The sequence below is a fragment of the Serratia ureilytica genome (genome assembly GCF_013375155.1).
Classification (GTDB): Bacteria; Pseudomonadota; Gammaproteobacteria; order Enterobacterales; family Enterobacteriaceae; genus Serratia; species Serratia ureilytica.
The window spans coordinates 93,065-111,594 of sequence record NZ_JABXOF010000008.1 but is presented as its reverse complement, the minus strand read 5'-3'; the positions used below and the strand labels follow the sequence as shown (position 1 = coordinate 111,594).

15 protein-coding genes and 1 other annotated feature are annotated in these 18,530 nt (G+C 60.3%); of the genes, 11 read left to right on the top strand and 4 right to left on the bottom strand.

The annotated features are described in order from the left end of the window. Nucleotides 1-46 precede the first annotated feature (46 nt). A complete protein-coding gene (sdeY, locus tag HWW83_RS15705) occupies nt 47-3,193 on the bottom strand; it encodes a multidrug efflux RND transporter permease subunit SdeY (protein ID WP_060659858.1) in 3,147 nt (1,048 codons plus the stop codon). Nucleotides 3,194-3,210: 17 nt separating this feature from the next. Continuing rightward, complete coding sequence (sdeX, locus tag HWW83_RS15700; RefSeq protein WP_033642108.1) at nt 3,211-4,398, bottom strand: multidrug efflux RND transporter periplasmic adaptor subunit SdeX; 1,188 nt, start codon at nt 4,396-4,398, stop codon at nt 3,211-3,213. A 142-nt stretch (nt 4,399-4,540) separates the two neighbouring features. Between sdeX and acrR the strand changes: the two genes are divergently transcribed. From acrR to mscK, 3 genes are all read left to right on the top strand, one after another. After that, nucleotides 4,541-5,200: a multidrug efflux transporter transcriptional repressor AcrR gene (gene acrR / locus HWW83_RS15695; protein ID WP_033642109.1), complete on the top strand. Its 660-nt coding sequence runs from the start codon at nt 4,541-4,543 to the stop codon at nt 5,198-5,200. Nucleotides 5,201-5,211: 11 nt separating this feature from the next. Beyond that, complete coding sequence (locus tag HWW83_RS15690; RefSeq protein WP_033642110.1) at nt 5,212-5,565, top strand: DsrE/DsrF/TusD sulfur relay family protein; 354 nt, start codon at nt 5,212-5,214, stop codon at nt 5,563-5,565. Between the two features lie 100 nt (nt 5,566-5,665). Further along, entirely contained in the window at nt 5,666-9,058 is a 3,393-nt protein-coding gene (gene mscK / locus HWW83_RS15685; protein ID WP_176589414.1) for a mechanosensitive channel MscK, read from the top strand. 31 nt (nt 9,059-9,089) lie between these two features. Here the strand turns inward: mscK and rsmS are convergent, their stop codons facing one another. Further along, complete coding sequence (gene rsmS, locus HWW83_RS15680; protein ID WP_016928837.1) at nt 9,090-9,269, bottom strand: pleiotropic regulatory protein RsmS; 180 nt, start codon at nt 9,267-9,269, stop codon at nt 9,090-9,092. Between the two features lie 108 nt (nt 9,270-9,377). Further along, nucleotides 9,378-9,914 carry a primosomal replication protein PriC gene (priC, locus tag HWW83_RS15675; RefSeq protein WP_033642112.1) on the bottom strand — a complete coding sequence of 179 codons (537 nt, stop codon included), beginning with the start codon at nt 9,912-9,914 and terminating at the stop codon, nt 9,378-9,380. Between the two features lie 134 nt (nt 9,915-10,048). Between priC and HWW83_RS15670 the strand changes: the two genes are divergently transcribed. The 8 genes from HWW83_RS15670 (at nt 10,049) to HWW83_RS15635 (ending at nt 18,422) form a co-directional block, all read left to right on the top strand. After that, nucleotides 10,049-10,429 carry a DUF454 family protein gene (locus HWW83_RS15670; protein WP_016928835.1) on the top strand — a complete coding sequence of 127 codons (381 nt, stop codon included), beginning with the start codon at nt 10,049-10,051 and terminating at the stop codon, nt 10,427-10,429. A gap of 268 nt (nt 10,430-10,697) precedes the next feature. After that, complete coding sequence (gene apt / locus HWW83_RS15665) at nt 10,698-11,249, top strand: adenine phosphoribosyltransferase (RefSeq protein ID WP_019454166.1); 552 nt, start codon at nt 10,698-10,700, stop codon at nt 11,247-11,249. Nucleotides 11,250-11,341: 92 nt separating this feature from the next. After that, a complete protein-coding gene (dnaX, locus tag HWW83_RS15660) occupies nt 11,342-13,291 on the top strand; it encodes a DNA polymerase III subunit gamma/tau (protein WP_176589413.1) in 1,950 nt (649 codons plus the stop codon). After that, nucleotides 12,633-12,697 (top strand) — a sequence feature (DnaX frameshifting element). (Overlaps the previous gene by 65 nt.) Before the next feature lie 41 nt (nt 13,292-13,332). Continuing rightward, nucleotides 13,333-13,662, top strand: coding sequence for a YbaB/EbfC family nucleoid-associated protein (locus HWW83_RS15655; RefSeq protein ID WP_004940264.1), 330 nt, complete (start codon nt 13,333-13,335; stop codon nt 13,660-13,662). Beyond that, nucleotides 13,662-14,267 (top strand): recombination mediator RecR, encoded by a 606-nt coding sequence (recR, locus tag HWW83_RS15650; RefSeq protein ID WP_004940263.1) that lies wholly within the window; start codon nt 13,662-13,664, stop codon nt 14,265-14,267. The genes HWW83_RS15655 and recR overlap by 1 nt, the downstream gene beginning before the upstream one ends. Nucleotides 14,268-14,410: 143 nt before the next feature. Then, nucleotides 14,411-16,276: a molecular chaperone HtpG gene (gene htpG, locus HWW83_RS15645; RefSeq protein ID WP_033651110.1), complete on the top strand. Its 1,866-nt coding sequence runs from the start codon at nt 14,411-14,413 to the stop codon at nt 16,274-16,276. Nucleotides 16,277-16,478: 202 nt separating this feature from the next. Beyond that, nucleotides 16,479-17,123, top strand: coding sequence for an adenylate kinase (gene adk / locus HWW83_RS15640; RefSeq protein ID WP_004940261.1), 645 nt, complete (start codon nt 16,479-16,481; stop codon nt 17,121-17,123). 165 nt (nt 17,124-17,288) lie between these two features. After that, nucleotides 17,289-18,422 carry a sugar diacid recognition domain-containing protein gene (locus HWW83_RS15635; RefSeq protein WP_033651111.1) on the top strand — a complete coding sequence of 378 codons (1,134 nt, stop codon included), beginning with the start codon at nt 17,289-17,291 and terminating at the stop codon, nt 18,420-18,422. The last annotated feature ends 108 nt before the right edge of the window (nt 18,423-18,530 follow it).

The window sequence follows — 18,530 nt, the reverse complement described above, 5'->3', positions numbered from 1 at the left end:
TGCGCGGCCTTTTCGATTATCGGGTAGAAATCTCTTCACTGAACGATCAGTGATGCTCTACCGGGTGGCTGTGTTCCAGGTCTTCGTTCTTCTTGCTGAAGCGGCGGCGAACCACCACGAAGAACACCGGTACGAAGAAGATCGCCAATACGGTCGCGGTGATCATCCCGCCCATTACGCCGGTACCTACCGCGTTCTGTGCGCCGGAGCCTGCGCCGCTGCTGATAACCAGCGGCAGAACCCCGAGGATGAAGGCCAGGGACGTCATCAGAATTGGACGCAGACGCATACGCACCGCTTCCAACGTCGCTTCGATCAGACCTTTGCCTTCTTTCTCCATCAGATCCTTGGCGAATTCCACGATCAGGATGGCGTTCTTCGCCGATAGACCGATGGTGGTCAACAGCCCCACCTGGAAGTACACGTCGTTATTCATGCCGCGCATCGTCGCGGCCAACAACGCACCGATAACCCCCAGCGGCAATACCAGCATGACCGAGAACGGTACGGACCAGCTTTCATACAGCGCCGCCAGACACAGGAACACCACCAGAATCGAGATGGCGTACAGCGCCGGCGCCTGGTTGCCCGACAGACGTTCCTGATAGGACATGCCGGTCCAGTCGTAACCGATGCCGCTTGGCAGTTTGGACGCCAGCTGTTCCATCAGGTTCATCGCTTCACCGGTACTCTTGCCCGGTGCAGCCTGGCCCAGAATTTCCATCGACGGCAAGCCGTTATAGCGTTCCAGACGCGGTGAGCCGTATTCCCATTTCGCCGAAGAGAAGGCGGAGAATGGCACCATCTGGCCGCTGGTACCGCGCACGTACCACTTGTTGATGTCTTCCGGCAGCATACGGAACGGCGCGTCTGCCTGTACATACACCTTCTTCACACGACCGCGGTCGATGAAGTCGTTGACGTACGAACCGCCCAGTGCGGTGCTCAGCGTGCTGTTGATGGTGGTGATGCTCACGCCCAGCGCCTTGGCTTTCTCCTGATCGACGATCAGTTTGAACTGCGGCGTATCTTCCAGGCCGTTCGGGCGCACGCCCACCAGCACGTCCGGATGCTGAGCAACCATGCCCAACAGCTGGTTACGCGCTTCGGTCAGTTTTTCGTGCCCCAGGCCGCCCTGGTCAATCAGCTCGAAGTCGAAGCCGGTTGCGGTACCGAGTTCGATGATCGCCGGCAGGTTGAACGGGAACACCAGGCCTTCTTTAATCTGCGAGAAGGCGCCCATGGCGCGACCCGCGATCGCTTCCACCTTGTTCCCGGCCCCTGGACGCTCACCCCAGTCTTTCAGGCTGACGAATGCCAGGCCGTTGTTCTGGCCGTTACCGTTGAAGCCGAAGCCCGCGACGGTAAACACCGAAACCACGTTGTCCTTTTCCTTGTTCAGGAAGTAGTCGGAGACTTCTTCCAACACCTTGTTGGTGCGGGATTCGGTGGCGCCGGCAGGCAACTGCACCATGGTCAACAGGATGCCCTGATCTTCGTCCGGCAGGAACGAAGAAGGAAGACGCAGGAACAGCAGGCCCATGCCAACCACGATCAGCAGGTAGATGATCAGGTAGCGGCCGGTGCTGCGCAGAATGTTGCCCACGCTGTCGGTATAGTGATGCGTGCTCTTCTCGAACATGCGGTTAAACCAGCCGAAGAAGCCCGTTTTAACCCCGTGATCGCCTTTCGGGATCGGTTTGAGCAGGGTGGCGCACAGCGCCGGTGTCAGGATCAAGGCCACCAGCACCGACAGCGCCATCGCGGACACGATGGTGATCGAGAACTGACGATAGATGGCGCCGGTTGAACCGCCGAAGAACGCCATCGGCACGAATACCGCCGACAGCACCATGGCGATACCCACCAGCGCGCCCTGGATCTGGCCCATCGATTTACGGGTAGCTTCTTTCGGCGGCAGCCCCTCTTCGGACATGACGCGCTCGACGTTTTCCACCACCACGATGGCATCATCCACCAGCAGGCCGATCGCCAACACCATGCCGAACATCGTCAGGGTGTTTATCGAGAAGCCGAACGCCGCGAGTATCGCAAAGGTCCCCAGCAACACCACCGGCACCGCGATGGTTGGGATCAGCGTCGCGCGGAAGTTCTGCAGGAACAGATACATCACCAGGAATACCAGGATGATGGCTTCGATCAGCGTTTTCACCACTTCGTTGATGGAGATCTTAACGAATGGAGTGGTGTCGTACGGATAAACCACTTTCATCCCTTGCGGGAAGAATGGCGCCATCTTGGCCAGCTCGTCTTTCACACCTTTGGCGGTGTTCAAGGCGTTGGCGCCGGTCGCCAGTTTGATACCCAGGCCGGCGGCAGGCTTGCCGTTATAACGCGCGGTAACGGCATAGCTTTCCGCGCCGCGCTCGATGTGAGCGACGTCGCGCAGGCGCACCTGGGAACCGTCGGTATTGACCTTCAGCAGGATCTTGCCGAACTCTTCCGGCGAAGTCAGACGGGTCTGCGCGATGATCGAGGCGTTCAACTGCTGCCCCGGCACCGGCGGCAGGCCGCCCAGCTGGCCTGCGGCGATCTGGTTGTTCTGCTCGGTGATGGCGGAGGTCACATCCGTGGTCGTCAGCTGGTAGTTGTTCAGCTTGTTCGGATCCAGCCAGATACGCATCGCGTACTGGGCACCGAACAGCTGCACTTCACCCACGCCGGACGAACGGCTGATCGGGTCCTTGATGTTGGACGCCACGTAGTCCGCAATATCGTCCTGAGTCATGTTCGGATCGTCGGAAACGAAGCCGGCCACCATCAGGAAGCTGCTGCTGGATTTTTCTACTTTCAGGCCCTGCTGCTGAACTTCTTGCGGCAGCAGCGGGGTGGCCAACGACAGTTTGTTCTGGACCTGAACCTGCGCGATGTCAGGATCGGTGCCGGACTCAAACGTCAGGGTAATGGTGACGCTACCAGAGGAATCACTGGTGGAGGACATGTACATCAGGTTATCGATACCATTCATGTTCTGTTCGATAATCTGTGTGACGGTATCCTGCACCGTTTTGGCATCTGCGCCCGGGTAGTTGGCGGAAATACTCACCGCCGGCGGTGCAATAGTGGGATACTGCGCGATTGGCAGTTTCATTATTGCAAGCACCCCCGCCAACATGACGATGATGGCGATTACCCAGGCGAAAATTGGGCGGTCTATAAAGAACTTAGCCATGTATTACAGGCTCCTTTTTATGACTTCTGCGCTTCAGACTGCGGCTGTTTTTGCGCCTGAGTGTCAACTTCCTGCACTTTTACCTGCGCGCCCGGATGCACTTTCATCAGGCCGGTGACGATGACGCGATCGCCGGCTTTCAGGCCATCGGTAACCAGCCATTTGTCGCCAATCGCCTGGTCCGCCTTCAGCGTGCGCAGCTCAACTTTGTTGTCTGCCCCTACCACCAACGCCGTCGCGTCGCCGCGCGGGTTGCGGGTGACGCCCTGTTGAGGCACCAGCAATGCATCGCTGCGTACGCCTTCGTCCAGACGGGCGCGCACGAACATGCCAGGCAACAGCGTATCGTTCGGGTTAGGGAACAGGGCGCGAATGGTGATGGAGCCGGTGGTCTCATCGACGGTGACGTCGGAGAACTCCAGCGTGCCTTCCTGCGCGTATTCGGTGCCGTTTTCCAGCATCAGTTTCACTTTGGCCTTGCCGTTTTCCTGCTTCAGCGCGCCGCTGGCCAGTTCTTGCTTCAGGCGCAGGAAGTCGGTGCTCGACTGGGTGACGTCGACATACATCGGATCCAACTGCTGCACGGTGGACAGGGCGGTTGCCTGGCCGTTGCTGACCAGCGCGCCTTCGGTCACGGCGGATTTGCCGATGCGGCCGGAGATCGGAGAGGTCACCTTGGTGTACGCCAGGTTGATGCGCGCGGTTTCCACGGCGGCCTTGGCGGCCACCACGGCGGCATCCGCTTGCTGCAGCGTGGACACGGCGTTGTCATAGTCCTGCTTGCTGATGTAGCTGGTGCCCAGCAATGGCTTGTAGCGGTTTACCGTCACGCGTGCGATGGAAGCGCTGGCCTGCGCTTTGGCCAAATCGCCTTTCGCGCTGTCGTAGCTGGCCTGATAGGTCGCGGGATCGATTTGGTACAGAGACGTCCCGGCCTTGATATCGCTGCCTTCAACGAAGTTACGCTTCAGGATGATGCCGCTGACCTGAGGGCGAACTTCGGCGATGCGATACGCAGCGGTGCGGCCAGGAAGATCGGTAGTGATATTGAGAGGCTCGGCCTTCAAAGTGACTACGCCCACTTCAGGAGCCTGCTGTTGGGCGCCTTGCTGTTGGGTTTCTTTATCGTTACATCCTGTTAGCACTAAGCTGCCTGAAAGCATCAGAACGGCCGCCAGAGGCGTTAACCCTCTGTTTTTGTTCATAGAAAAACCTCAAGTGTCCGATTTCAAAATGATCAATGGATCACAAGCTTTAAAACCCATTGCTGCGTTAATTATATGTGCGTGCTATGGTACATACATTCGCGAATGTATGTAAATCACACTCCCCCTAAATAACAATGCCATGGCACGAAAAACCAAACAGCAGGCGCAAGAAACCCGGCAGCAAATCCTCGATGCTGCGGTGAGAGAGTTCTCTGAACGTGGCGTTGCTGCAACGTCACTGACAGATATTGCCACCGCTGCCGGGGTTACGCGTGGAGCCATTTACTGGCACTTCAAGAATAAGGTAGACCTGTTTAATGAAGTTTGGGAATCTACCGAGCCGAAAATTGACCAGCTCGAAACAGAGTATCAGGCAAAGTTTCCCGATAATCCACTGCGGGTTATCCGGGAAATTCTGATTTACATTCTGACGTCTACGGTTGAAGACGGCCGCAGGCGGGCGTTGATGGAGATTATATTCCACAAATGCGAGTTTGTCGGTGAAATGATGCCGCTGCTGGATTCGCGCAAGGTGTTGTACCTCGCCGGCTACGAACGCATCGAAGCGGTGCTGTATAACTGCATTCACCACGAGCAATTGCCCGCCGATTTGCATACCCGCCGTGCGGCGATCATCCTGCGCGGTTATATCACCGGCCTGATGGAAAACTGGCTGTTTATGCCGGAAAGTTTCGATCTGCGGGCCGAAGCCGAAGCGCTGGTCGATGCGTTTTTGGAGATGCTGCAGTTTTGCCCCACCTTGCGCCTCAACCCCGACGTCGACCGCCTTCCTTTATAAGGAGAGATTTCATGTCATCAGTTGTTCTTATTGCCAATGGCGCCGCCTATGGCCATGAATCCTTGTTCAATGCGCTGCGGTTGGCCATCGCGCTGAAAGAGCAGCAAAGCAATCTCGACCTGCGGCTGTTTCTGATGTCCGACGCGGTGGTGGCCGGGCTGGCAGGACAGCAGCCGCACGAAGGATACCATCTGCAGCAGATGCTGGAGATCCTCACCGCGCAGCAGGTGCCGGTCAAGCTGTGCAAGACCTGCGCCGACGCGCGCGGCGTCAGCCGCTTGCCGCTGGCGGACGGCGTGGAGATCGGCACGCTGGTCGAACTGGCGCAGTGGACGCTGGCGGCGGAGAAAGTGCTCACTTTCTGATTTCGCGACAACGGGACATCACCGGCAACGTTTTTGTTGTTCGTTGCCCGCCGGCGATCGTGATAATCTTCAGGCTTCTTAACCGATCCGAAGCTAAATCATGCATCGCTGGTTGACTCTGCCCTCTCTGACGCCGCGCTCGTTTGTCGGCGCATGCCGGCGGCGCATCGCCGCCGCGACACTCCTTTTCCTGATTTGCGCGCTGAGCTTGCCGGTGCAGGCGGCGCTGAACGGCGATTTGCCGCAGCGCAGCGAAGTGCAAAGCCAGCTGGAAGCGCTGAACAAGCAAAAAGCCCTGACGCCGGTCGAAAAGCTGTCCCAACAGGATTTAACCCGCACGCTGGAGCTGCTGGACGCCATCGAGCGCAATCGGCAGGACGCGGCGCAGCTTAAACAGCAGGTGCAGCAGGCGCCGGCGAAGCTCAATCAGGTGACCGCCGAACTGGATGCGCTGAAGCAGCCGGTAGACAATGCGGCGGCGCGCGCCGCGCTGTTGCCGCTGTCGCTGCGCCAATTGGAAAGCCGGCTGTATCAAACGCTCGACGAGCTGCAAAGCGCGCAGGAGAGCCTCTCTACTTACAACAGCCAACTGGTGTCGCTGCAAACCCAGCCTGAACGAGTACAAAGCACCATGTACGCCGCTTCGCAGCGCCTGCAGGAGATCCGCAGCCAGCTCAGCGGCCAGACGCCGGGGCAAGATTCGCTGCGCAACAGCCAGCAGGTGATGCTGACCACCGAGCAGGCGTTGCTCAACGCGCAGCTGGAGCTGCAGCGCAAAAGTCTGGAAGCCAATACCACGCTGCAGGATCTGCTGCAAAAACAGCGTGATTACACCACGGCGCATATCGACGCGCTGGATCGCTCGGTACAGTTGCTGCAGGAGATCGTCAACAGCAAACGTTTGACGCTGTCTGAAAAGACCGCCAAAGAGGCGCAGAACCCGGAAGACGCCACCGATATTCAGCACGATCAGCTGGTCAGCAAGCAACTGGACGTCAACCGCCAGCTGAGCCAGCGGCTGATCGCCGCCACCGAAGAGAGCAACACCCTGTTCCAGCAGAACATTCGGGTCAAAAACTGGCTCGACCGCGGGCTGCAGGCGGAGCGTAACCTGAAAGAACAGATCCAGGTGCTGAAGGGCAGCCTGGTGCTGTCGCGCATCCTGTATCAGCAGCAGCAGAGCCTGCCGCAGGGCACGCTGTTGGCGGATATGGACACGCGCATCGCCGATTTGCGGCTGGAGCAGTTCGATATCAATCAGCAACGCGACGATCTGTTCAAGGGAGAGGATTACATCAACCAGCTGGTGGCCGAAAGCAAGGAAAAGGCCGGCCCGGAGGTGATCGACGCGTTAAACGAGATCGTCGATATGCGCCGCGAACTGCTGGATCAGCTGAACAAGCAGCTCAGCAACCAGCTGTCGCTGTCGATCAACCTGCAGATCAATCAGCAGCAGCTGACCAGCGTTTACGGTTCGCTGCAAGATACGCTGACCCAGCAGATTTTCTGGGTTAACAGCAACAAGCCGGTCGATCTGGCGTGGCTGAAGGCGATGCCGGAGGCGGTGCGCGATCAGATTGCCGGTCTCGATCTCAAATTCGACGGCGGCAAGCTGGTGCAGGGCGGGCTGAATGCGCTGGTGTTCCTGATCCCGATGCTGTTGGCGATCGGGGTATTGCGCTGGCGCTACCGGCTGATCGACGGCCATTTGCAAAAGCTGGCCAACGACGTGGGGCAACTTAAGCGCGACGGCCAACTGCACACGCCGAAGGCCATCGCGCTGACCTTGCTGAAAGTGTTGCCCGGCGCCGCGTTACTCCTCGGCGTCGGTTTCTGGATGTATCGCGCGGATTTCGGCATCAGCGACTTTATATGGGCATTGTCGCAGCAGCTGGCGCTGTCGTGGCTGGTGTTCGGCTTCAGCTATCGCATGCTGAAACCGGGCGGCATCGCCGAGCGGCATTTCAACTTCGGCGCCAACCTGTGCGCGCATTACCGCCGTCAGACGCTGCGGCTGGGGTTGGCGCTGCAGCCGTTGATCTTCTGGTCGGTATTGGGCGAGAAAGCGCCGCTGCGTCTGGTGGAAGACGTGATCGGCCAGATCGTGGTGATGTTGACGCTGGCGCTGCTCACGGTGCTGGTGTTCCCGCTGTGTCGCGACAGCTGGCGTGAAAAGGGCTCGCACGCCGTGCGGCTGGTGGTGGTCACCGCGCTGGCCGCCACGCCGCTGATCCTGCTGGGGCTGATGTTCGCCGGCTACTTCTATACCACGCTGCGGCTGGCCAGCCGCTGGATAGACAGCCTGTATCTGTTTTTCCTGTGGAATATCGTATACCTGACCGCGCTGCGCGGCCTGAGCGTGGCGGCGCGGCGTCTGGCTTACCGGCGCGCGTTGGCGCGGCGGCAAAACGTGGCGAAAGAAGGAGCCGAAGGCGGCGAACCGGTGGTGGAAGAGCCGCCGCTGGCGCTCGATCAGATCAACCAGCAGTCGCTGCGCCTGACCACCCTGGTGCTGTTCGCCATCTTCGCCAGCGCTTTCTACGCCATTTGGTCGGATCTGGTGACGGTCATCGCTTATCTGGACAGCATCACGCTGTGGCATTACACCAGCACCGTGGCGGGCAGCAGCGTGTCGCAGGCGGTGACGCTGGGCAACATGATGGTGGCGATCGCCGCAGTGATTGTCGCCTACGTGCTCACCCGCAACTTGCCCGGTTTGCTGGAGGTGGTGGTGCTGTCGCGGCTGCAACTGCGGCAGGGGGCGTCTTATGCCATCACCACCGTGCTCACTTACCTGATTACCGCCGTGGGCGCCGTGGTTGCGCTGGGATCGCTCGGCGTATCCTGGGACAAACTGCAATGGCTGGCCGCCGGTCTGACGGTCGGGCTGGGCTTCGGCCTGCAAGAGATCTTCGCCAACTTCGTCTCCGGCCTGATCATTCTGTTCGAACGCCCGATCCGCATCGGCGATACCATCACCATCGGCACCTTCTCCGGTTCGGTCAGCAAGATCCGCATTCGCGCCACCACCATTACCGACTTCGATCGCAAAGAGGTGATCATTCCGAACAAGGCGTTCGTCACCGAGCGTCTGATCAACTGGTCGCTGTCCGATACCATCACCCGCGTGCTGATCAAGGTCGGCGTGGCCTACGGCTCCGATCTCGACAAGGTGAAAAAGGTGCTGCTGCAGGCGGCGCACGACAACCCGCGGGTCATGACCGATCCCGAACCGCAGGTGTTCTTCCTCAACTTCGGCGCCAGCACGCTGGATCACGAACTGCGGCTCTATGTGCGGGAACTGCGCGATCGCAGCTACACGGTGGACGAACTGAATCGCTCAGTCGACCGCTTGTGCCGGGAAAACGGCATCGACATCGCCTTCAACCAGCTGGAGGTGTATCTGCATAACCAGCAGGGCAATGAAGTGCAGGAAGTGAAAAGAACGCTGTCGCCGGACGACGGCGGCCAGACGGCGGCGGATAAGCAATGAGAGGCGAAAGGGACAGCGGCGCTGTCCCCGGTTACTGTCCGGCAGGCAGATAGGGAGAGGTGACGCCGGCGCGCTGCAGCTTTTCCTGATAATCCCGTTTGACGATATCCAGCGCCGCCAGCGCGGTGGCTGGATCGATCTCGTTGCATTCCAGCAGGTAAATCAAGTCTACCGCCAGCTGCAGTTCGGGTGAGGCGTTTTCCAGAGACATAGCACCTGCGCTTATTTAATTAATGGGATGAATAACTCGGGTATCGGCAGAGTATAGTGAACCCGGCGCGCAACCGGGGAATAATCATTAAAATATTGTGATAAATCTTCAAAAACCGTTTTCTTTGCGCTCGATATTGCGCTCGATGCGCGCCAACGCCTGACGACAGCGCATCAGCCGCCCCTCCAGCGCCGCCAGCTCGTGCTGCAGCTTTTGCTGGGCCGCCAGCGTGGTCTGGCGCCCCAGCAGGCTTTCCCGATCCTGAATCATGGCGATCAGCCGGCGTTCGTAATCCTGATGCTCGGCCAGCTTGTGGTAGAGATCGACCTCGGGGGCTTCCTTCGGCTGATTCTTGCGCCGCAGCGCCTGGGTCGCCAGCTCGCGCTGCAGGGCGGCGATCTGAGCCACCAGTTTTTCGGCCAGAAAGGCCACCTGGCTGGCGCGGCTGTCGTTAGCGGCGTTTTGCAGCTGGGCGAAGTTTTTCTCCACTTCGGCCAGGTAGTCGCGCAGCCGCGTGCCGCGGTTGGCGAACAGGGCGGCGTCGAACCGCGCCTGCGGGATCGGGGCGTCGCCGCGCGGGCTGACTTCGGCCGCCAGCGCCGCAATCTGCTGTGCCAACACCTGTAATAGACGCTGAGTGCTCACATAAGCTCCCTCTTGATTTCAACAGGCGTAAGCTTGCCCGCGAAGCCGTCCTGAAACAAGCGCCGCATGCATATTCCGCCGGCGCGGCGCCGATGCTACAGTAAGCCGCAACCGATTGAGGAGCGAAGAACCGCATGACGCGTGGGTTATTGATCATTTTGGGCTGGTTGGCGGTGGTGCTGGCGACGTTGGGCGTGGTGTTGCCGCTGTTGCCGACCACGCCGTTCCTGCTGTTGGCCGCCTGGTGCTTCGCCCGCTCCTCGCCGCGCTTTCATCACTGGCTGCTGTACCGTTCCTGGTTTGGCCCTTATCTGCGCCATTGGCAGCAGCATCGCGCGCTGCCGCCGGGGGCGAAGTGGAAAGCGGTGCTGGTGATCGTGCTGACCTTCGCCTGTTCGCTGTGGCTGGTGAAAATCTGGTGGGTGCGCGGGCTGTTGCTGCTGATGTTGGCCATTTTGCTGACCTTTATGCTGCGCCTGCCGGTTATTGATCTGCCGCAACAAAAACAGCGCTGATTGTACCTTAAACTCCTCAATAGCTTTCAAGCCGCAGCCAGGCGACAAACGCAGGCATCCCCGGGAGCTTACTTAGGTAAGTAATGCGTGCGGTCAACAACGCTGCGGGTTGAAAGATGCAGGGGAGAGTTGCATTTGTCCGCCAGTTTGCATAGATTTGGGCGTTTTCGTGCGCGGATCGCCTGCCATTTTTTCTCCGGTGTGTTTCACCCGGGGGCGGCGGGTGAGCGGCGCGCCGGTTTTCAGGCAGTTTTATCAGGCAACAATTATGACCGCTACTGCGCAGCAGCTTCAGTTTATTAAAGACAGTATCAAAACCATCCCGGATTATCCGAAGCCGGGCATCCTGTTCCGCGACGTGACCAGCCTGCTGGAAAACCCGTTGGCCTACGCCGCCAGCATCGAGCTGCTGGTTGAGCGCTATCGCGAAGCGGGCGTGACCAAGGTGGTGGGTACCGAAGCGCGTGGTTTCCTGTTCGGCGCGCCCGTCGCGTTAGCGTTGGGCGTCGGTTTCGTGCCGGTGCGCAAACCGGGCAAACTGCCGCGCGCCACGCTCAGCGAAAGCTATGAGCTGGAGTACGGCACCGACAAGCTGGAGATCCACACCGACGCCATCACCGCGGGCGACAAAGTGCTGGTGGTGGACGATCTGCTGGCGACCGGCGGCACCATTGAAGCGACCACCAAACTGATCCGCCGTCTGGGCGGTGAAGTGAAAGACGCCGCGTTCATCATCAACCTGCCGGATCTGGGCGGAGAAGCGCGTCTGAACAAGCTGGGCATCGATTGCTACTGCCTGGTGGACTTCGCCGGTCATTGATGCGGCATCGCCCCTTGGGCACAACGGCCTCGCGGATTGCCGCGGGGCTGTGTTAGCATGACCCTCCAGATTACTCGACTTCTCCGGTATTAATGAGCTATCAGGTTCTCGCCCGTAAGTGGCGCCCTCAAACGTTCGCAGACGTGGTCGGCCAGGAACATGTCCTGACCGCGCTGGCCAACGGCCTCTCGCTGGGGCGGATCCATCACGCCTATCTGTTCTCGGGCACGCGCGGCGTGGGGAAAACCACCATCGCCCGCTTGCTGGCCAAAGGCCTGAACTGTGAAACCGGCATCACCGCCACGCCGTGCGGCCAATGCGACAACTGCCGCGAGATCGAGCAGGGGCGCTTCGTCGATCTGATCGAGATCGACGCCGCTTCCCGAACCAAGGTGGAAGATACCCGCGATCTGCTGGACAACGTCCAGTACGCGCCGGCGCGCGGCCGCTTCAAGGTCTACCTGATCGATGAAGTGCACATGCTCTCGCGCCACAGCTTCAACGCGTTGCTGAAGACGCTGGAAGAGCCGCCGCCGCACGTCAAATTCCTGTTGGCCACCACCGATCCGCAAAAATTGCCGGTGACCATTCTTTCCCGCTGCCTGCAGTTTCACCTCAAAGCGCTGGACGTCGATCAGATCCGCCAGCAGCTGGAAACTGTGCTGACGGCGGAGCAGATCACCAGCGACGCCCGCGCGCTGCAGCTGCTGGCGCGCGCCGCCGACGGCAGCATGCGCGATGCGCTGAGCCTGACCGATCAGGCGATCGCCATGGGGCAGGGGCAGGTGACGGCCGCAACCGTCAGCCAGATGCTCGGCACGCTCGATGACGAGCAGCCGCTGGCGATCCTCGAAGCGCTGGTCAGCGCCGACGGTGAAAAGGTGATGGCGCAGGTCGCGCAGGCCGCTTCGCGCGGCGTGGATTGGGAAAACCTGCTGGTGGAGACGCTGGCGTTGCTGCATCGCATTGCGATGGTGCAACTGCTGCCTTCGATGCTCGACAACCACTACGCCGCCGTGGAACAACGGCTGCGCGAGCTGGCGCGCACCCTGCCGCCGGCCGATGTGCAACTCTATTACCAGACGCTGTTGGTGGGCCGCAAAGAGCTGGCCTATGCGCCGGATCGCCGCATGGGGGTTGAGATGACCCTGCTGCGCGCGCTGGCGTTTCACCCGAAAGCGGTGATCCCGGAGCCGGTGGCGTTGGTGCAGACCGCGCCGGCGCCGATGGCGCAGCCGCAGCAGGCCGCATCGCCACAGCCGCCGCAGTTTCAGGACGCGCCGCCGCCGCTAGGGCAGCCGGCCGCGCCGCAGCGACAATCATCGACTCCTTTACCGGATGCCACCGCCCAGCTGTTGAAAGCGCGGTCCCAGCTGCAACGGCAGCAGGGAGCATCCACACCAAAAAAGAATGAGCCGGCGGCGCCAGGAATAGCGCGGCCGGCAAACTCGGCGCTGGGGCGTTTGGCTTCCGTGACCGAGCGCAGCCAGCAGCGCCTGGCGGAGAAGAAGGTGCCGGCGAAACCGGAAGCCTATCGTTGGCGCGCGCAGACCGAGCCCGAGGCGGCGCCGGAACCGCTGGCGACGCCGAAAGCGCTGCGCACGGCGTTGGAGCACGAGAAAACGCCGGAGCTGGCCGCCAAGCTGGTGGTGGAGTCGCTGGAGCGCGACGCCTGGGCGGCGGAAATCGATAAGCTGAAGATCCCGAAACTGGTGCAGCAGCTGGCGTTGAACGCCTTCAAGCAGCAGCCGGAGCCGGGCAAGATTAGCCTCCATCTGCGGTCTTCGCAGCGCCATCTGAATTCGCCTTCGGCGCAGAAGACGCTGGCCGACGCGCTCGGTGAGCTGTACGGCGGTCCGATCGAGCTGACCGTGGTGGAGGACGATAATCCGGCGGAGCGCACCCCGCTGGAATGGCGACAAGCCATCTATGAGGAAAAGCTGGCGCAGGCGCGCCAGTCCATCGAAGCGGATACCAACATTCAGACGCTGCGCCGATTCTTCGACGCGGATCTGGATGAAGAGAGTATTCGCCCCCTTTAAATGCTGCGCGATGTGCGCGGCCCTAGCGACGAGAGACGACTATGTTTGGTAAAGGCGGTCTGGGCAACCTGATGAAGCAAGCCCAGCAAATGCAAGAAAAAATGCAGCAGATGCAGGAAGAAGTCGCCAAATTGGAAGTGACCGGCGAATCTGGCGCCGGCCTGGTGAAAGTCACCATCAATGGCGCGCACAACTGCCGCCGCGTGGAAATCGATCCAAGCCTGATGGAAGACGACAAAGAGATGCTGGAAGATCTGATCGCCGCTGCGTTTAACGACGCCGCGCGCCGCATCGAAGAGACCCAGAAAGAGAAAATGGCCTCCGTCTCCAGCGGCATGCAGTTGCCGCCTGGCTTCAAGATGCCGTTCTGATGCAAACCAGCCCGCTCCTTGAATCCCTGATGGAGGCGCTGCGCTGCCTGCCGGGCGTCGGCCCGAAATCGGCGCAGCGCATGGCGTTTCAGCTGCTGCAGCGCGATCGCAGCGGCGGCATGCGTCTGGCGCAGGCGTTGACGCGCGCGATGTCGGAGATCGGCCACTGCGCCGATTGCCGCACCTTCACCGAGCAGGACGTCTGCACCATCTGCGCCAATCCGCGCCGCCAGCAAAACGGCCAGATTTGCGTGGTGGAAAGCCCGGCGGATATCCACGCCATCGAGCAGACCGGCCAGTTCGCCGGGCGCTACTTTGTGCTGATGGGGCATCTGTCGCCGCTGGACGGCATCGGGCCGGGCGATATCGGTCTGGATCGCCTGGAGCAACGGCTGGAAAAGGAAAGCATCACCGAAGTGATCCTCGCCACCAACCCGACGGTGGAAGGGGAGGCGACCGCCAACTACATCGCCGAGATGTGTGGCCAGTATGGCGTGCTCGCCAGCCGCATCGCCCACGGCGTGCCGGTGGGCGGCGAGCTGGAGATGGTCGACGGCACCACGCTGTCGCATTCGCTGGCGGGGCGCCACGCCATCAAGTTCTGATGTTTTCCCGGATGGGGCCGCCCGGCCCCATTGTTTTTTGCCAAAAATTTCCCGCCGTCCGCTTGAAAAACAAGACCCTGACCCTCATCTGATCCTCATTGTTCGATTTTGGTAGCCATTGTCTTTTGAGGTAATCAATGAGTATGAAAGGTCAAGAAACCCGCGGGTTCCAGTCTGAAGTAAAACAGCTGCTTCATTTGATGATCCATTCGCTGTACTCCAACAAAGAAATTTTTCTGCGCGAGCTGATCTCCAACGCCTCTGACGCCGCCGACAAGCTGCGCTTCCGCGCTCTGTCCGCGCCGGAGCTGTATGCCGGCGATGGCGAGCTGCGCGTGCGTTTGTCCTTCGATAAAGAGCAGCGCACCCTGACCATTGCCGACAACGGCATCGGCATGCGCCGCGAAGAAGTGATCGAAAACCTCGGCACCATCGCCAAATCGGGCACCAAAGCGTTCCTGGAATCCATCGGTTCCGACCAGGCGAAAGACAGCCAACTGATCGGCCAATTCGGCGTTGGTTTCTACTCGGCGTTCATCGTGGCGGACAAAGTGACCGTGCGCACCCGCGCGGCCGGCGCCGCCGATGACGAGGGCGTGTTCTGGGAGTCCGCCGGTGAAGGCGACTACACCATCGCCGACATCACCAAAGAGACCCGCGGCACCGAAATCACCCTGCATCTGCGCGAAGGCGAAGATGAGTACCTCGACGCCTGGCGCCTGCGCTCGGTGATCGGCAAATATTCCGATCACATCGCCTTGCCGGTAGAGATCGAAAGCAAGAACGAAGAAGACGGCACCGTCACCTGGGAGAAGATCAACAAGGCGCAGGCCCTGTGGACCCGCAGCAAGGCTGACGTGACCGACGAAGAGTACAAAGAGTTCTACAAGCACATCGCCCACGATTTCACCGATCCGCTGAGCTGGAGCCACAATCGAGTGGAAGGCAAGCAGGAATATACCAGCCTGCTGTATATCCCGGCGCAGGCGCCGTGGGACATGTGGAACCGCGATCACAAGCACGGCCTGAAGCTGTACGTGCAGCGCGTGTTCATCATGGACGACGCCGAGCAGTTCATGCCGAACTACCTGCGCTTCGTGCGCGGCCTGATCGATTCCAACGATCTGCCGCTGAACGTATCGCGCGAGATCCTGCAAGACAGCCGCGTGACGCAGAACCTGCGCGGCGCGCTGACCAAGCGCGTGCTGCAGATGCTGGATAAGCTGGCCAAAGACGACGCCGAAGGCTACCAGAAATTCTGGCAGCAGTTCGGTCTGGTGCTGAAAGAAGGCCCGGCGGAAGATAACGGCAACCAGGAAGCGATCGCCAAACTGCTGCGCTTCGCGACCACCCACGGCGACAGCTCGGCGCAGACCGTGTCGCTGGAAGAGTACGTCGGCCGCATGGCGGAAGGGCAGGAAAAGATTTACTACATCACCGCCGACAGCTACGCCGCCGCCAAGAGCAGCCCGCATCTGGAGCTGTTCCGCAAGAAAGGCATCGAAGTGCTGCTGTTGTCCGATCGCATTGACGAGTGGATGATGAGCTACCTGACCGAGTTCGACGGCAAGCCGTTCCAGTCGGTCAGCAAGGCGGATGAAACGCTGGATAAACTGGCGGATGAAACCGAAGAGCAGAAGGCGGCCGAGAAGCAGCTGGAACCGTTCATCGAACGCGTGAAAACCCTGCTGGGCGACCGCGTGAAGGATGTGCGTCTGACGCACCGCCTGACCGATACGCCGGCGATCGTGGTGACCGACGCCGACGAGATGAGCACCCAGATGGCCAAGCTGTTCGCCGCTGCGGGCCAGCAGGCGCCGGAAGTGAAGTACATTTTCGAGCTTAATCCTGAGCATGCGTTGGTCAAACGCGCATCCGACGTGGGCGATAACGAACATTTCGCCGAGTGGATCGACCTGCTTTTGGATCAGGCGCTGTTGGCTGAACGCGGCACGCTGGAGGATCCGAACCTGTTCATCCGCCGCATGAACAAGTTGCTGTCCGCCTGAAGTTGATTATATGCGCCCTTAACGGCATCGTTAGGGGCGCATTTCCGGTTTTTCCCCGCATTTTCCCCTCTTTTGTTCGCTTGAATTTTTGCATATTCCGCAATCGATTTCCTTCGCGCGCCTTGAGCCTGCCCCCCCTGAAATGGTATCGTTGAGCGTTTTCGCAATTTTATAAAAACTACATAGCAAGGGGATTTACGCAATGCGTATCATTCTGCTGGGCGCTCCGGGCGCTGGTAAAGGTACTCAGGCTCAATTCATCATGGAGAAATACGGCATTCCGCAAATCTCCACCGGTGATATGTTGCGCGCAGCCGTGAAGGCCGGCAGTGAACTGGGCAAGCAGGCGAAAGAGATCATGGACGCCGGCAAGCTGGTGACCGATGAGCTGGTGATCGCGCTGGTCAAAGAGCGCATCGCTCAGGAAGATTGCCGCAAGGGCTTCCTGTTGGACGGCTTCCCGCGCACCATTCCGCAGGCTGACGCGATGAAAGAAGCCGGCATCAACGTGGACTTCGTGCTGGAGTTCGACGTGCCGGACGAGCTGATCGTTGACCGCATCGTTGGCCGCCGCGTGCACGCGCCGTCCGGCCGCGTATACCACGTGAAGTTCAATCCGCCGCAGGTGGAAGGCAAAGACGACGTGACCGGCGAAGAGCTGACCACGCGCAAGGACGATCAGGAAGAGACCGTGCGCAAGCGCCTGGTGGAATACCATCAGATGACCGCGCCGCTGATCTCTTACTACAGCAAAGAAGCGGCAGCGGGCAACACCCAATACCGCAAAATCGACGGCACCCGCAAGGTGGCCGAAGTGAGCGCAGAGCTGGCGACTATCCTCGGTTGATAGCAAGCTGGCTGTGCATGACGCCGGGCCTGTGGCCCGGCGTTTTTTTTGCCGTTTTCCCGTTAAATTGTGATCGCGGCGGCTTGTTGCGGCCGTGCCCGTTAATCGCCCGCGCCAAATGGCGTATAACAAGCCTGCGTTTTCATCCTCAGCAGGGAGCCGGGCATGCTCAGACAGACCAAACTTCTGGCGGAAGCCACCGCGCGCCAGATCGTCCAGCGGGCGATGGGCATCATCAGCCATTCCGTCAACGTGATGGACAGCAACGGCGTGATCATCGCTTCCGGCAACCCACAGCGTCTGTTCCAGCGTCATGAAGGCGCGGTGCTGGCGCTGGCGGAGAATCGGGTGGTGGAAATCGACCGCGCCACCGCCGAACACCTGAAGGGCGTGCGGCCCGGCATCAACCTGCCGTTCAGCTTTCGCAATCAGCGGGTGGGAGTGATCGGCATTTCCGGCGAGCCGGCCGAGGTGCGCGCCTACGCCGAGTTGGTCAAAATGGCGGCGGAGATGATGGTGGAGCAGGCGGCGCTGCTGGATCAGCACCAGTGGGAAAAACGCTACCGGGAAGAGCTGGCGAACCAGCTGTTGCAGCCGCAGCCGAACACGGCGTCGCTGGAAGCGATGGCGGCGTATCTGGGATTGGATCTGCGCCAGGCGCGCATCGTCTGGATCGTCGAGCTGCAAGAGGCGCAGCCGCACCTGCTGCGCGAACTGCTGGCTGAGCTGGAGGCCACCCAGCGCGATGCGTTGATCGCCATTACCGGCTTCAATGAAATGACCCTGCTGCGCCCGGCCAGCATGGCGCAAGGCGAGTGGAGCCTGAAGCTGGAGCGCCAACAGGCGCAGCGTCTGCAAAACCAGCTCAAGCACCGCTTTCGGGTGCGGCTGATCGTCGGCGGTTTCTACGACGATCCGCAAAGCGCCTACCGCTCCAGCCTGACCGCGCGCGCCACCCAGGCGATGGCGCAGCGCCTGAAATTGCGCCACGCCACGCTGTTCTACCACGACTATCCGCTGCCGTCGCTGCTGTGCGATCTCGGGGAGGACTGGCGAGCGCAAGAGCTGGGGCGCCCCTGGCGGACGCTGGAGGAACAGGATGAAAAAGGCGTGCTGCGCGCCACGCTGCGCCACTATTTTTCGCAGAATTGTGATCAGACGCAGGCCGCCGCGCAGCTGCATATTCACGTCAATACCCTGCGCTATCGCCTGCAGCGCATCGAAGCCATAACCGGTATGAAAATCAATCAATTAACTGACTCTCTGCGGTTGTATATCGGCATGCTGATGCACGACTGAGTTGTGCCAACCCACAAATTCCGCGCCGTTCCTTCGGCGATTTTTTGTTGTTTCCCCTCAGGCCAACGCCGGGCGCGCGGGATATGTTGGCCTGCACATCAACCACGG